Source organism: Micromonospora sp. 067-2 (assembly GCF_046549295.1).
Classification (GTDB): Bacteria; Actinomycetota; Actinomycetes; order Mycobacteriales; family Micromonosporaceae; genus Micromonospora.
In genome coordinates this window covers 17,553-31,872 of sequence record NZ_JAJPWB010000014.1, presented here as the reverse complement: position 1 = coordinate 31,872, position 14,320 = coordinate 17,553, and the positions used below count along the sequence as shown (strand labels likewise).

The following is a 14,320-nucleotide window of genomic DNA, read 5'->3' as shown; positions in this document are numbered from 1 at the left end:
GCCGGAAGCTGGTGGGGCGGCTCGTCGCCCGTCCTCGCAAACCCCGTCTGCCCACCGCGGGGCAGGCAACCGCCGGAACTGAGAGCAACAAGGTCGGTCGGGACAGCTCCCGACGACGGTCGGTGGACCGCAGGGGCGCGAGGGTCAGTCGGCCACCACGTTGAACAGGGCGGCGACCTCGGCGTTGGTCAACCGCCGGATCCGCCCGGTGCGCAGGTCACCAAGCCGGATTGGCCCGATCGAGGTACGTACCAGCCGGGTGACCGGATGCCCGACCTCGGCCAGCAACCGCCGGACGATGTGTTTGCGCCCCTCGTGCAGACTCAGCTCCACCTGGGCGGTCTTGCCCAGGGTGTCGACCACCTTGAACGAGTCGACCTTGACCGGCCCGTCCTCCAGCTCGACGCCGGCCAGCAGCCGCTTGCTCAGGTTGCGCGGGATCGGCCCGACCACCTCGGCGAGGTACGTCTTCAGCACCTCGTACGAGGGGTGCATGAGCTTGTGCGCGAGGGTGCCGTCGTTGGTGAGCAGCAGCAGGCCCTCGCTGTCCGCGTCGAGCCGCCCGACATGGTAGACGCGCTGCTCCACCCGGTTGCCGATGAACTCGGCCAGCTCGTTGCGGCCCTTGTCGTCCGCCATGGTGGTAACCACCCCGCGCGGCTTGTTCATCGCCACGTAGACCAGGCGGGTGTCGACCTGGAGGCGCTCGCCGTCCACGTGGATCACGGCGACGGCCGGGTCGACCTTGTCGCCGAGCTTGGCCACCCGGCCGTCCACGGTGACCCGGCGGCGGAAGATCAGGTCCTCGCAGGCGCGGCGGGAACCCACGCCGGCGGCGGCGAGCACCTTCTGCAGGCGCTCGGCCCCCTCATAGACGGGGGCATCGGGCTTGGGGGAACGGTTATCGGGTCGCATCAGCAAGCTCTTCTACGTCGTCGGGCAGGAAGGGTGCGAGTGGCGGCAGCTCGTCGACGGTGTTCAGCCCGAGCTTTTCCAGGAACAGCGTGGTGGTCCGGTAGAGGAACGCCCCGCTGTCCGTTTCGGTGCCGCACTCCTCGACGAGGCCGCGGGTTACCAGCGTACGGATGACCCCATCGCAGTTCACACCCCGGATGGCCGAGATGCGCGAACGGGTCACCGGCTGCTTGTAGGCGACCACTGCGAGCGTCTCCAACGCAGCCTGGGTCAGCCGTACGGACTGCCCGTCCAACACGAACCGTTCGACGTACGTCGCGTATTCCGGGCGGGTGTACAGCCGCCAGCCGCCAGCCGCCCTCCGCAGCTCGAACCCGTGCCCGCCGGCCGTGTAGCCGGCGGCGATCTCGTCGAGCATCGGCCCGACCCGCTCGGCCGGCTGCTCCAGCACCTGGGCCAGGACCAATTCGCTGACCGGTTCGTCGACAACCAGCAGAATCGCCTCCAGAGCGCCGCGCAGCTCAGCGTCGGAAAGCTCCGGCGCGGGCTCCGGCACCACCGGCGCCCGCCGCCGTCCCGACGGCTTTTCCGGGGGTACGCCGGCGTCCTCCGTCACCTCGGAGGCGCCGGGTTCCTGCGAGTCCCTGGCGTCCTCCGGGGGCGTTTCCGTACCAGGATCCGGGGCGCTCTCCGTCGCGTCGGCGGACGCGGGTTGCGCCCGGTTCCAGGGTGGGACCCACGCGGCGGCCTGGTCTGCCAGGGAATGCTGGCGATCCTCGTCACTCATCCCGTTCGCCCTCCGTCGTGTCCGCCCCGTCCGGTGGGGTGCCGGCGTACTCGTCGACGTGCAGGTCGGCGTCGCCGTCGACCGCGCCGGTCCAGCGCACCGTCAGCTCCTCCAGGGCCTGCTCCTGCACGAAGGCCACCAGACCCTCCCGGTAGAGCTCCAGCAGCGCGAGGAACCGGGCGACCACCTCCAGGGTGGCTTCGCAGTCGGCGCAGAGCAGCGAGAAGGTCGCCGTGCCGGCCCGACGCAGCCGGGCGGCGAGGATCGCCGCGTGCTCCCGCACGCTGACCCGGACCATGTGCACGTGGGCGATGGAGACCTCCGGCACCGGCTTCGGGGTCATCGCCTTCACGGCCAGCCTCAGCAGTCGCTGCGGGCCGATGCCGAGCACCAGGTCGGGCAGCGCCTCGGCGTACCGGGGCTCCAGGCTGACGGCGCGCGGGTACCGCCGGCCGCCGACCGCCTCCAGCTCGGCGATGTGCGCCGCCGCCTCCTTGTACGCCTTGTACTGCAACAGCCGGGCGAAGAGCAGGTCCCGTGCCTCCAGCAGGGCGAGGTCCGCCTCGTCCTCCACCTCGGCGGCGGGCAACAGCCGGGCCGCCTTCAGGTCGAGCAGGGTGGCGGCGATCAGGAGGAACTCGCTCGCCTCGTCCAGGTCCCAGTTGTCGCCCATGGCCCGGATGTAGGCGATGAACTCGTCGGTGACCGTGTGCAGGGCCACCTCGGTGACGTCGAGCTTGTGCTTACCGATCAGTTGCAGCAGCAGGTCGAACGGGCCGGTGAAGTTGGCCAGCCGCACGGTGAAGCCGGCGGGCGCCGGGGCGGTGGGCGGCGGGCCGTCGACCGCCACAGCCGGCTCGGTGGGCGGCATGCCCTCGACCACGGCCGGAGCAGCGGCGGCGGACGGGTCGAGGGGTGGCGCGGTCACCGGACGACCGTAGTGCACGAGACGGACACCGGGCGTTCCGGCTACCGCTCCGACTGGGCGGCGATCACCTCGCGGGCCAGCTGACGGTAGTTGCGTGCCCCGGAGGACGCCGGGTCCATGCTGGTGATCGGAGCACCGGCCACCGTGGACTCGGGGAACTTCACCGTCTTGGTGATGACCGTCTGGTAGACCTTGTCGCCGAACGCCTCCACCACCCGTTGGAGCACCTGCCGGCAGTGCGTGGTGCGGCTGTCGTACATGGTGGCGAGGATGCCCTCGAGCTCCAGATCGAAGTTGAGCCGCTCGCGCACCTTGTCGATGGTGTCCAGCAGCAGCGCCACGCCACGCAGACTGAAGAACTCGCATTCGAGCGGGATGAGCACACCGTGCGCGACGGTCAACGCGTTGATCGCCAGCAGGCCGAGTGAGGGCTGGCAGTCGATCAGGATGTAGTCGTACTCCTTGCGCACCGTACGCAGCACCCGGGCCAGGGCCATCTCCCGGGCGACCTCGTTGACGAGCTGGATCTCGGCGGCGGAGAGGTCGATGTTGGCCGGCAGGAGGTGCAACCCCGCCACGTCCGTCTTGATGACGACGTCTTCGGCGATGATGTCGTCCTGCATGAGCAGGTTGTAGATCGACAGGTCGAGGTTGTGCGGGTTGACCCCGAGCCCCACCGAGAGCGCACCCTGCGGGTCGAAGTCGACGAGCAGCACCTTGCGGCCGTACTCGGCGAGCGCCGCACCCAGGTTGATGGTGGTGGTGGTCTTGCCGACGCCACCCTTCTGGTTGGCCATCGCGATGATGCGCGCCGGACCGTGCCGGTCGGTGGGCATCGGCTCGGGAATGGGCTTGCGCATCGTGTAGGCCGCCGGATCCGCCGGACCCAGGTCCGCACCGAGCGTGGCCTGCTGCTCGCGGAGCTCCGACGTCCAGGTCTCGGCACGGTCACCGTTGCCAGCCATGTGCTCGTTGCCCCCTCCCGACGACCCACCCGGCGTCGGAGCCGTCCGACGTCCTTCGCGGCGCCGCTGCGCACCCCGGTCGTGTCGCCCCAGGAGGTCCGCGCCGATGCCGACTGTACGCCACCGATCAGCAGGGGGTTCGGCACCGGCCCGGCGTGTCGGGACCGACCGTGACCGGGCTCAGCCGCGGGCGCGCGGGTGGGCGGTGGCGTACACCTCGCGCAACCGCTCGACGGTGACCAGCGTGTAGACCTGGGTGGTGGTCACCGACGCGTGGCCGAGCAGTTCCTGCACCACCCGCACGTCGGCACCGCCGTCGAGCAGGTGGGTGGCGTAGGAGTGGCGCAGGGTGTGCGGGGACACCGCGGCGGGACCGTCGACCGGCAGCCCCGCCCGGCCCGCGCCGCGCCGCAGGATCGCCCAGGCGCCCTGCCGGGTCAGTGGTCCGCCGCGCGCGTTGAGGAAGACCGCCGGCGTTCCCCGACCGGCGGCGGCCAGTCCGGGCCGGGCCCGGACGAGATAGGCGCGCACCGCCTCGACGGCGTAACCGCCGATCGGCACCAGCCGCATTCGGCCGCCCTTGCCCCGCAGCAGCACGGTGCCCTCGTCGGTGTCGAGGTCGTCCACGGCGGCACCAACCGCCTCGGAGATGCGCGCGCCGGTGCCGTACAGGAATTCCAGCAGCGCCCGGTCGCGCAGCGCGAGCGGGGCGCCCGCACCGGTCGCGGTGACCGGGCCGGCGGTCTCCAGCAGCCGGACCACGTCCTCGACGGGCAGGGCGCGGGGCAGCCGGCGCGGCGGGGTGGGCGGACGGACGTCACGGCTGGGATCGGCGCCGGCCAGCCCCTCGCGCAGCGCGAACCGGTGCAGGCCGCGTACCGCGCTGGCCGCGCGCGCGGCCGACGACACCGCCAGCGGGGGGTGCGTCTCGTCCCCGGCGCGCAGCCGGGCCAGGTGCGACTCGACGACGCCGGCGCCGACCGACGCGAGGTCGGCGACGCCGGCATCGACCAGGGTCGCGAGATAACGGTCCAGATCCCGGCGGTACGAGGTGAGGGTGTTCGCGGACAGTCCACGCTCGACGGTGAGGTGGTCGAGGTAGCCGCGCACGGCACGACGCAGGGCCGGCGCGGGCAGTTCGCCCGCACCGGCCGGGGCCGGGACGCCGGTCAGACCGCCACCCTCAGGCCAGCGCGTCGGCCAGCGGGAGCACACCCATGCCGTGCGCCTCGGCGACCGGGCCGTAGGTGACCTGGCCGTCGTGGGTGTTCAGGCCCAGGGCGAGGGCCGGGTCGCGGCGCAGCGCCTCCCGCCAGCCGTGGTTGGCCAGCTCCAGGGCGTACGGCAGGGTGACGTTGGTCAGCGCGTAGGTGCTGGTGTTCGGGACGGCGCCGGGCATGTTCGCCACGCAGTAGAAGATCGACTCGTGCACCTTGTAGACCGGGTCGGCGTGCGTGGTGGGGCGCGAGTCCTCGAAGCAGCCGCCCTGGTCGATGGCGATGTCGACGAGCACACTGCCCGGCTTCATGCGCGAGACCAGATCGTTCGAGATCAGGGTCGGCGCCTTGGCGCCGGGCACCAGGACGGCACCGATGACCAGGTCGGCGTCGAGCACGGCCCGCTCGACCTCGTACGCGTTGGACGCGACGGTCTGCAGGTGGCCACGGTAGATGGCGTCGGCCGACCGCAGCCGGGCGACGTTCTTGTCCAGCAGCAGCACCTCGGACTGCAGGCCCAGCGCGATGGCGGCGGCGTTCAGGCCGGAGACGCCCGCGCCGATGACCACGGTCTTGGCCGCGTACACCCCGGAGACGCCGCCGGGCAGCACGCCGCGCCCACCGCCGGTGCGCATCATGTAGAAGGCGCCCACCTGCGGGGCGAGTCGGCCGGCCACCTCGGACATCGGGGCGAGCAGCGGCAGCGACCGGTCGGGCAGCTCCACCGTCTCGTACGCGATGGCGGTGACCCGACGGTCGATCAGCGCGTCGGTGCAGACCTTCGAGGCGGCCAGGTGCAGGTAGGTGAAGAGCACCTGCCCCTCGCGCATCCGGTGGTACTCCTCGGCGATCGGCTCCTTGACCTTGAGCACCAGCTCGGCGGTCTGCCACACCTCGTCGGCGGTGGCGAGGATCGTCGCGCCGGCGGCGGCGAACTCCTCGTCGGTGATGCTGGAGCCGACCCCGGCGCCGGACTCGACGAAGACCTGGTGACCACCGCGGGTGAACTCGTTGACGCCCGCCGGCGTGATCGCCACGCGGTACTCGTGGTTCTTGACCTCGCGTGGGATTCCGACCTTCACGATGCAGACACCTCTCTTCGGGGCTGCGCTCCCCCGACTGCTCGGTGCCGCGACGGCTCCGTTGCCACCGCGGTTCACCGGTCCCGCCGGCGGCAGTCTAGGCGTGCCCGGTGCCGACGCGAGCCAGCACAGTGCCATCCGGTGCCCGGGTGTCCTGACGGAGTGTCAGGGTGTCGACCGGACCCGCGCTGGGAGGCGGCCTCAGCCGACAGGACAGTGTTGGCCCATTATCGTCCCATCTGACGGGTGCCGGTGCGGACAGCGAGCGAGTGGATCACTAATGTGTCGGCCCATGACCACTCCTCCCTACCAGCCGGGGTACGCCCCCGGCTACTCCGACAAGAGCAAGATCGTCGCGGGCATCCTCGGCATCCTGCTCGGCACCTTCGGCGCCGGTCGGTTCTACACCGGACACACCAAGATCGCGGTTCTCCAGCTCGTGGTGAGCATCGTGACCTGCGGTGTCGGCGCGCTCTGGGGCGTCATCGACGGCATCCTCATCCTGGTCAACGGCGGCACGGACGCGCAGGGTCGACCGCTGCGCGACTGACAGTTCGACCAGACGGCGAGGGGCCCCGCGGCTGACCGCGGGGCCCCTCCTCGCGTACTCCTGCCGGCGGGACCGGCGGCGACGCTCAGCGTGGCAGCGGCGCGTCCGCGCGGCGCAGCGTCGACCAGTCGCTTCCCCGGGCGCGGGCGGCGGCCAGCAGCCCGGCCACCGCGGACGCGTTGGTGATCTCACCCGCCAGGACCATGGCGACCGCCTCGTCCAGGTCGATGCGGACGACCTGGAGGTCGGCCTCCTCGTCGCTACGCTCGTGGCGCTCCCCGGCCGGCACCTCGCCCAGCTCCCGGGCCAGGTAGACCCGCACCAGCTCGTTGGTGAACCCGGGCGAGCTGTGCAGGTCGACCAGCACGTCGATGCGACCGGCCGTGAGGTCGGCCTCCTCGGCCAGCTCCCGCAGAGCGGCGGCCGGCAACTCCTCACCGGAGACGTCCATCAGCCCGGCCGGCAGCTCCCACAGGTGCCGCCCGACCGGGTGCCGGTACTGCCGGATCAGGACCACCTGGCCGGCGTCGTCCAGCGCCACCACGGCCACCGCCCCGACGTGCCGGACGAGGTCGCGCTGGGCGGTCCCGCCGCCCGGCATGGTCACCTCCTCGGTGACCACGTCGAAGATCCGGCCTCGGTAGCGCTCCTGCACGGAGCGCACCTCGTAGCGGTGCTCGACAAAGCTCACGACGCGGACGCCGCCTTCGTCGCGGCGCCGTTGCGGGCGGCCTTGCGCGTCGTCGGGGCGTCCGTCGCCGCGTCCAGGTCGACCGGCAACTGGTCGGCCTGCGAGTACGCCACGGCGGCCTTGACGAACGAGGCGAACAGCGGGTGCGGGCGGGTGGGCCGGCTCTTCAACTCCGGGTGCGCCTGGGTGGCCACGAAGAACGGGTGCAGGCCCCGGTCCAGTTCGATGAACTCGACCAGCCGGCCGTCCGGCGAGGTGCCGGAGATGTGCAGGCCGGCCTTGGTCAGCGCGTCCCGGTAGGCGTTGTTCACCTCGTAGCGGTGGCGGTGCCGCTCGCTGATGTCGGTGCTGCCGTACGCCTCGGCGACGATCGAGCCCTCGGCCAACGTCGCCGGGTACGCCCCGAGCCGCATGGTGCCGCCCAGGTCGCCCTTGCCGGCGACGATGTCCTCCTGGTCGGCCATCGTGGCGATGACCGGGTGCGCGGCCCGCTCGTCGAACTCCAGCGAGTTGGCGCCGTCCAGGCCGGCCAGGTGACGGGCCACGTCGATGGTCATGCACTGCAGGCCGAGGCAGAGGCCGAGCAGCGGGATGCCGTTCTCCCGGGCGTACCGGGCGGTGCCGATCTTGCCCTCGATGCCACGCACCCCGAACCCGCCGGGGATGAGGACGCCGTCCACACCGGCCAGGGCGGCAGCCGCACCGGCCGGGGTGACGCACTCGTCGCTGGGCACCCAGCGCAGCTGCACCCGGGCCCGGTGGCCGAAGCCGGCGGCCCGGATCGCCTCACTCACCGACAGGTACGCGTCGGGCAGGTCGACGTACTTGCCGACCACCGCGACGGTGACCGTGTGCCGGGGTCGGTGCACCCGCTCCAACAGGTCGTCCCAGCTGGCCCAGTCCACGTCCCGGAAGGAGAGCCCGAGCCGGCGCACCACGTACGCGTCGAGGCCCTCCCGGTGCAGGACCTTCGGAATGTCGTAGATGCTCGGCGCGTCCGGCGCGGCGACGACCGCCTCGGTGTCCACGTCGCAGTAGAGCGACAGCTTCTCCTTGAGCTTCACCGGGATCTCCCGGTCGCAGCGCAGCACGATGGCGTCCGGCTGGATACCGATGTTGCGCAACTGCGCCACCGAGTGCTGGGTGGGCTTGGTCTTCAGCTCACCCGACGGCGCCAGGTAGGGCACCAGCGAGACGTGCAGGTAGAAGCAGTTGTCCCGGCCCAGGTCGTGGCGGACCTGACGGATCGCCTCCAGGAACGGCAGCGACTCGATGTCGCCGACCGTGCCGCCGACCTCGGTGATCACCACGTCGGGCAGGTGGCCGTCGTCGTCCGGGTCGGCCATCGCCAGGATCCGCGACTTGATCTCGTTGGTGATGTGCGGGATGACCTGGACGGTGTCGCCCAGATATTCGCCGCGCCGCTCCTTGGCGATCACGTCGGAGTAGATCTGGCCGGTCGTGACGTTCGCCTTACCGGACAGCGCCCGGTCCAGGAAACGCTCGTAGTGCCCGACGTCGAGGTCGGTCTCGGCGCCGTCCTCGGTGACGAAGACCTCGCCGTGCTGGAACGGGTTCATCGTTCCGGGGTCGACGTTGAGGTAGGGGTCGAGCTTCTGCATCACCACGCGCAACCCGCGCGCGGTGAGCAGGTTGCCGAGGCTGGAGGCGGTGAGGCCCTTACCCAGCGAGGAGGCGACGCCCCCGGTGACGAAAATGTGCCTGGTCGTCCGTGCTGATGGGGCCAAGGCCTGCTCCCGTGTCGTCTGTCGCGGTCATGCAGACCGCCGCTGCTTGATCAGCAAAATTGATCACGCGATCCACGGGATTCCACGGTAACACCTTCCGAACGGGTACCCGCAGGCCGCACCCCGGGTGCGGCACCGACCCGCCAGCACGAGGACGTCCGGCGCTCAGGGAGCGGCAACCTCCGTCGATGACCGGGTGACCTGCCGCGGCGCCGGCGGGGCGTTCGGCGCCGGCCCGTCCTCGGTCGGCACCGCCGCCGCGTCGGCGCTGGAGCCCACGGTTTTCCCGCCAGCTCCAGTCTCGGTGACCGGAAGTGGCTCGACCGACCGTGGTGCGCCGGCGGGTGCTCCGCTGATCGGACGGGGATGCCCCGCGCCGAGAGGCCCACCACCACCGGTCGGGCCGTTCCCACCACCGGCCGGACCGGTGCCGCCGGAACCGTCGTCGGCGCCGTCGTCGCGTGCGCGGCCCCCGGCCGGGCGGGTGCGGTCGGCGGCATGCCCGAGCACCCGCAGCGAGGCCAGCGCGGCCATCGGCACCACCAACGCGGCGGCGGCGCCGGCGACGTCCAGCGCCGCACCGTCGAGCACACCACCGAGCACCGCGGCGACCGCCGTGCCGGCCAGGGCCGCCCGGACGGCCGGGTAGATGCCGAACAGCCGCAGCAGCCCGCCCCACGGCCGCAACAGGACGAACCACACCAGCAGCCCCCCGGCCAGGGCCAGCACGGTCAGCGGACTGTTGACCAACGTCTCGAAGTTCTCCGTGCCGGACCGGTGCACGGTGAACCCGCCGGTGCCGTCGCCGACGGCGGACAGGAACCGACCCAGGCTGCCCCGCTCCGCCGCCGGACGTCGCAGGTCCACCACGGCGAAGCCGATGCCGACCGCCAGGGCAGCCATGGTGGCCCAGGCCAGCCGACTGATCGTCAGCCAGCCGCCGGCGCTGATCGCCGCGGCCACGCTCAGCCCGGCGGTGAGCGCGATCGCGCCGACCGGGTCGGCCCCCAGGTAAGGGCTGCCGACCACCACCACGGCGAGCCCACCCACGGCCACCATCACCGCCGGCCGCCACCCGCGGGGCACCCGCTGGGCGAGCCAGCCGCCGCTCAACAGCGCGGCGGCCAGGAACGCACCCAGCCCGACCGTGCTCAGGCCCGCGTACCGGCCACCCTGCAACGCCGAGTAGCCGACCACGCCATTGAGCTGCAGGCGTGCGCCGCTGAGCACATCCAGCCCGACGACGACAGTGGTGAGCCCGGCCACCGCGCCCAACGGGCCGAGGGTGGTCGGGTAACCGGGGGCGAACCGGACGGCCGCCGTGCCGGCGACCACCAGCGCCGCGGTGACGCCAGCGAAGATCCAGCCAGGGTGTCCGCCCCGCCACCAGGGCACCGCATCGGCGAGCAGCGCAGCCGGCACGATCACCGCCACCGCCACCAGCAGCAGCTCCACCACCGACACGACCCGCCTGGACACCGGCGTCGGCCCCGCCGGGCCGGCATGTGGACGGGCCCGGCGCAGCAGCGGCAGCACCGCGAGGACCAGCAGCACCTGCACACCGGCGAGGAGAGTGAAGAACCCGCCGGAGACCGTCCGCTGGGCGGCCGACTCCCGGTCGGCGTCCGCCGGCGCGCTGATCCCCTCGGCCAGGTCGGCCGGGCGGCCCCCGGTGCTCACCGCCGGTCGGCCGAGGAAGAGTCGCTCCGGCATCGGCCGGCCCAACGCGGCCAGTGCGGTCGGCGCGAGATCGACGAGTTGCAGGTACCCGTCGCGCCCCGTGCTGGCCGAGGTCAACCAGCCGCGTTCCCAACCCGGCCCGTCGGCGACCGCCACGTGCAGCCGGGAGGGCTGGGCGGTGTCGGAGACTCCGGCGACCACCACCAGCGACCTCGGTGGCCGGGCGGCCAGCACCCGGGCCAGCTGGGCGTCGGCCGCACGGGCCGCCTCGGCGCGCGCGGCCGGGTCGGTCCCGTCGACCGTGCCGAGGTCGACGATGCTCAGCACACACGAGCCGAGCAGCGCACGCGGATCTGCCGGCAGCGTCGAGGCGTACCGGTCGACCCGGCCGAACGGACGAGCCGCCGCCACGGCCGCGCCGGGGCCCACCGCGACCGTGCAGCGCACCGACTCCGCGAGCGACCCGGGCACGGTGCCCCAGGGCAGTCGCTGCTGGTTGTACTGGACCACGCTCTCCTGCTCGGGGAGGTTCGCGCCGATGCCGTCGGGCTGCTCCACGGCCACCGCGGCCGCCGGGCAGCCACCGGCCGGCCGGCTGCCGTTCCACGCGGCGAAGCTGCCCGCGCCCAGGGTCAACCAACCATCCACGGGGCAGGTGGGCCGCTGCGCGGAACGCACCGACAGCGAGCCGATCGAACCGTTCTCGGCCATCCGCCACAGCGTCGGGGTGCGCTGCGGATCCACGTCCTCCCAGCGCAGCCCGGCGACGCCGGCGAGCACCACGAAGTCGGCGGTGCGCTGCGGGGTGCCCTGCGGCGGGCGGGCGGCCAGCGCGGTGACGCCCAGCGCCACCACGAGCACGGTCAGCAGGGCGGGGGCGAGTCGGCGCAGCATCACCGGTGTCCCGTTCTCGGGGCGTCGGAGCCCGGGGCCGCCGGACCGGCGGGATCCGCGGCCACCTCGGCATAGAGGGCGGCCAGCGCGGCGACCGTGTCCGCCTCGGTGGGCCACGTCGCCGCCCGCTCGGCGCCCCGTCGAGCCAGCCCGGCGCGGGCGGCCGGGTCGTCCAGCAGCGCCCGCACCGCCGCGTCGACCGCGTCCACGTCGCCGGCGGGAACCAGGGTGGCGGCGTCCCCGACCAGCTCCGGCAGACCACCGACCGCGGTGGCCACCAGTGGCACGCCGGCCCGCAGCGCCTCCTGGGCGAAGAGCTGCCGGGCCTCCCAGTCGCTGGTGACCACCGCGAGATCCGCGCCAGCGAGCAGGTCGGCCACGTCGGTACGGTGCCCCAGAAGGGTCACCGGGGCACGGGCCGCCGACGTCCGGGCGGCCAGCGGCAGGTAGGCCGGGCCACTCCCGGCGATCACCACGACCGGCGGCGGCGTACGCGTACGCCAGCGGGCGGCCGCATCGATCAGCACGTCGTAACGCTTCTGCGGATGCAGCCGGCCCACCGAGACGATCAGCGGCTGGTCCGGGCGGACGCCGAACTCGGCCCGCACGGCGGCCGGACGTCGGCGCGGCGCGGGCAGCGTCGGCGCGGCGACCGGGGCGAGCCGTGCGTCGGCGGCACCCAGCGCGGCCGCCCGCTGCACCAGATCCGCGGAGGCGCCCAGGGCCACCCGGGCACTGCGGGCCACCACCCGCTCGGCGAGCCGGGACACCCCGCCCCGCAGTCCGCCCGCGAGCACCGCGTTGTGCCAGGTCACGATCAGTGGGACGGCCGGACGGGCCAGCACGGCGACCAACCCGGCACGCAGCCCGTGCGCGTGCACCACGTCGACCTGGGCGGCGGTGAGCGTCCGGCGCAGGGCCAGCACCGCGCGCGCATCGGCCGGGGTCGGGCTGACCGGGATCTCCACCGGCTGGAAACGGGCGCCCACGCCGGTGAAGTCGAACTGCTCCTGCGTCGCCGCCGGCCCGCAAACCACCACAACGGCACCAGCCGCGACGAGGCCGCGCGCCACCGAGCGGACGTGCTGGCCGACACCGCCGGTGCTGGACGCGAGCAGCAGCGCGACGCTGCCCGACCATCCGGAGGGCAGAGCTGGCTCACTCCCCGCGCTCACTGGCCCACCGTCTCCTTCCCGTCGCCACGGTCCGGCGTGGCCACCCCCGGCGTCGACTCGCCGCCGGGATCCCGCGGCCGCCGCCGACCCAGGCGGCGCAGCACCCCGGCCAGCAGGGGCCGTACGTCCCGCCGGTCGACGAACCAGACCACAGCGAGGAACACCACCCCGACCAGAACCCCGGACAGCATGCCCTGACCGAGTGCCGCCGCCATCGTCGGGGTGCCGTCACCGGGCGTGTCGAGCCAGCGGGTGAGGCCGAGCCCCGCGAGCGCGGCGAGCACCGCGCCGAGGCCACCGACCGCCCCGGCCCGGGCCGCGCCCGCCAACGCCGGGCGGCCGGCGCTGCGCAGCACCGCCACGACCAGCAGCGCCCCCAGCACCAGCATCCCCACCGAGTTCGCGAGAGTCACCGCGAGCACCCGGTCGTCGGTGTCAAGCAGCACCGTCAACGGCAGCGCCACGGCCGGAACGACCAGCCACCCAAGCGTGATCGCCACGGTCGCCGGCCGGGTGTCGCCCCTCGCGTACAACGCGCGGGACAGGACCGCGAACAGCCCGTAGCCGACCAGGCCCGGCGCGAACCCGGTGATGGCCGCCGAGGCGGACGTCGGATTGTCCGGGTAGAAGAGGGCGGCGATCGGATGCGCGGTGCCGATCAGCGCCGCGACGCCCAGGCAGCTGAAGAGCAGCACACCGCGCACCGCGCCGGAAAGGGTCCGCCGGTAACCGTCCTCGTCACCGGCTGCGCTGGCGGTCACCAGCGTCGGATAGGACGCCACCGCCAGCGGTACGGCGAGGACGGCCCACGGCAGCAGGAAAATGGCCTGGGCCAGGTTGAACACCTGCGGGGAGCCGGTGGGGCCGCCGGAGACACGGTGCAGAATCACCAGGAGCGCGACCTGCTGCGCCGCCACCGTCACCGCACCTGCTGTGGCGAGCCCACCGATGCGCGCCCGCGCGTCAGCGGTGAAGGCGTACCCGAATCGGGGCCTCAGCCGCAGCCGGCGTAGCGGAATCAGCAGCGACAGGGACAGCACGACCACGCCCAAGGTGGTGCCGGCGGAGAGGAGCAACTCACCGCTGCGGCCGACCTGGGCCACGGACACGCCCCGTCCCTGGGCGGCACCGAAGGCCACATAGACGACGACCACGGTGAGGCTGGACAGCAGCGGCGCGATGACCGGCCAGGCGAAGCGCCGGTGCGCCTGCAGGACGCCGGTGAGCACGATGCCGATGCCATAGAGCGGCAGTTGCGGGGCGAACACGCGCAGCATCCGGGCACCGGCGGCCAGTTCCGACGCCGAGCGTCCCTCGCTGATCAGCGAGATGATCGGGTCGGCGAACAGGACGACGAGCACGGCGAGCGGGACCAGGAGGCTCACCGTCCAGGCGAGCAGCGCGCCGGTGGTCGCCGCCACCGCCCGCCGGTCCTGCGCCGCGACCGCCCCGGCCAGCAGCGGTACGACCAGGCTGGCCAGCGCCCCGCCCGCGACGATCTCGAAGACGATGTTCGGCACCGTGTTCGCGATGACGTACATGCCGCCGAGGTCGCTCTGCTGCACCACCCAGGTGAACACGGCGGTACGGCCGAAGCCGGCGAGGCGGCTGACGACGGTGAGGACGGAGATGAGCGCGGCTGCCCCGGCCAACCGGCCGGCGCCGGCAAGGGGTGCCGGTCTGGTCAC

Annotated in this window: 12 protein-coding genes; 1 reads left to right on the top strand and 11 read right to left on the bottom strand. The window is 73.1% G+C overall.

Annotation, left to right across the window (positions count from 1 at the left end; translation table 11 throughout):
• Positions 1-144 precede the first annotated feature (144 nt).
• From ACLJN9_RS28925 to ald, 6 genes are all read right to left on the bottom strand, one after another.
• A complete protein-coding gene (locus ACLJN9_RS28925) occupies positions 145-915 on the bottom strand; it encodes a pseudouridine synthase (protein ID WP_410814818.1) in 771 nt (256 codons plus the stop codon).
• Positions 902-1,702, bottom strand: a complete 801-nt coding sequence (scpB, locus tag ACLJN9_RS28920; RefSeq protein ID WP_410814817.1) for an SMC-Scp complex subunit ScpB — start codon at positions 1,700-1,702, stop codon at positions 902-904. The genes ACLJN9_RS28925 and scpB overlap by 14 nt, the downstream gene beginning before the upstream one ends.
• Positions 1,695-2,630 (bottom strand): segregation and condensation protein A, encoded by a 936-nt coding sequence (locus tag ACLJN9_RS28915; protein ID WP_410814816.1) that lies wholly within the window; start codon positions 2,628-2,630, stop codon positions 1,695-1,697. The genes scpB and ACLJN9_RS28915 overlap by 8 nt, the downstream gene beginning before the upstream one ends.
• A 41-nt stretch (positions 2,631-2,671) precedes the next feature.
• A complete protein-coding gene (locus ACLJN9_RS28910) occupies positions 2,672-3,595 on the bottom strand; it encodes a ParA family protein (RefSeq protein WP_410814815.1) in 924 nt (307 codons plus the stop codon).
• A 180-nt stretch (positions 3,596-3,775) separates the two neighbouring features.
• The gene (locus ACLJN9_RS28905) at positions 3,776-4,768 is read right to left on the bottom strand and encodes a site-specific tyrosine recombinase XerD (protein WP_410814986.1); all 993 of its coding nucleotides are present in this window, start codon (positions 4,766-4,768) and stop codon (positions 3,776-3,778) included.
• Positions 4,769-4,778: 10 nt separating this feature from the next.
• Complete coding sequence (gene ald, locus ACLJN9_RS28900) at positions 4,779-5,894, bottom strand: alanine dehydrogenase (RefSeq protein WP_410814813.1); 1,116 nt, start codon at positions 5,892-5,894, stop codon at positions 4,779-4,781.
• A gap of 226 nt (positions 5,895-6,120) precedes the next feature.
• On the opposite strand from ald, the gene ACLJN9_RS28895 reads away from it, so the two are divergent.
• Positions 6,121-6,444: a TM2 domain-containing protein gene (locus ACLJN9_RS28895; RefSeq protein ID WP_410814985.1), complete on the top strand. Its 324-nt coding sequence runs from the start codon at positions 6,121-6,123 to the stop codon at positions 6,442-6,444.
• Between the two features lie 85 nt (positions 6,445-6,529).
• Here the strand turns inward: ACLJN9_RS28895 and ACLJN9_RS28890 are convergent, their stop codons facing one another.
• From ACLJN9_RS28890 to murJ, 5 genes are all read right to left on the bottom strand, one after another.
• The gene (locus ACLJN9_RS28890; protein ID WP_410814811.1) at positions 6,530-7,135 is read right to left on the bottom strand and encodes an NUDIX domain-containing protein; all 606 of its coding nucleotides are present in this window, start codon (positions 7,133-7,135) and stop codon (positions 6,530-6,532) included.
• Positions 7,132-8,883: a CTP synthase gene (locus tag ACLJN9_RS28885; RefSeq protein ID WP_410814810.1), complete on the bottom strand. Its 1,752-nt coding sequence runs from the start codon at positions 8,881-8,883 to the stop codon at positions 7,132-7,134. Before ACLJN9_RS28885 ends, ACLJN9_RS28890 begins: the two co-directional genes overlap by 4 nt.
• Positions 8,884-9,048: 165 nt before the next feature.
• Positions 9,049-11,457 carry a hypothetical protein gene (locus ACLJN9_RS28880; RefSeq protein ID WP_410814984.1) on the bottom strand — a complete coding sequence of 803 codons (2,409 nt, stop codon included), beginning with the start codon at positions 11,455-11,457 and terminating at the stop codon, positions 9,049-9,051.
• Entirely contained in the window at positions 11,457-12,608 is a 1,152-nt protein-coding gene (locus ACLJN9_RS28875) for a glycosyltransferase family 4 protein (protein WP_410814982.1), read from the bottom strand. Before ACLJN9_RS28875 ends, ACLJN9_RS28880 begins: the two co-directional genes overlap by 1 nt.
• Before the next feature lie 20 nt (positions 12,609-12,628).
• Positions 12,629-14,320, bottom strand: a complete 1,692-nt coding sequence (murJ, locus tag ACLJN9_RS28870; protein WP_410814809.1) for a murein biosynthesis integral membrane protein MurJ — start codon at positions 14,318-14,320, stop codon at positions 12,629-12,631.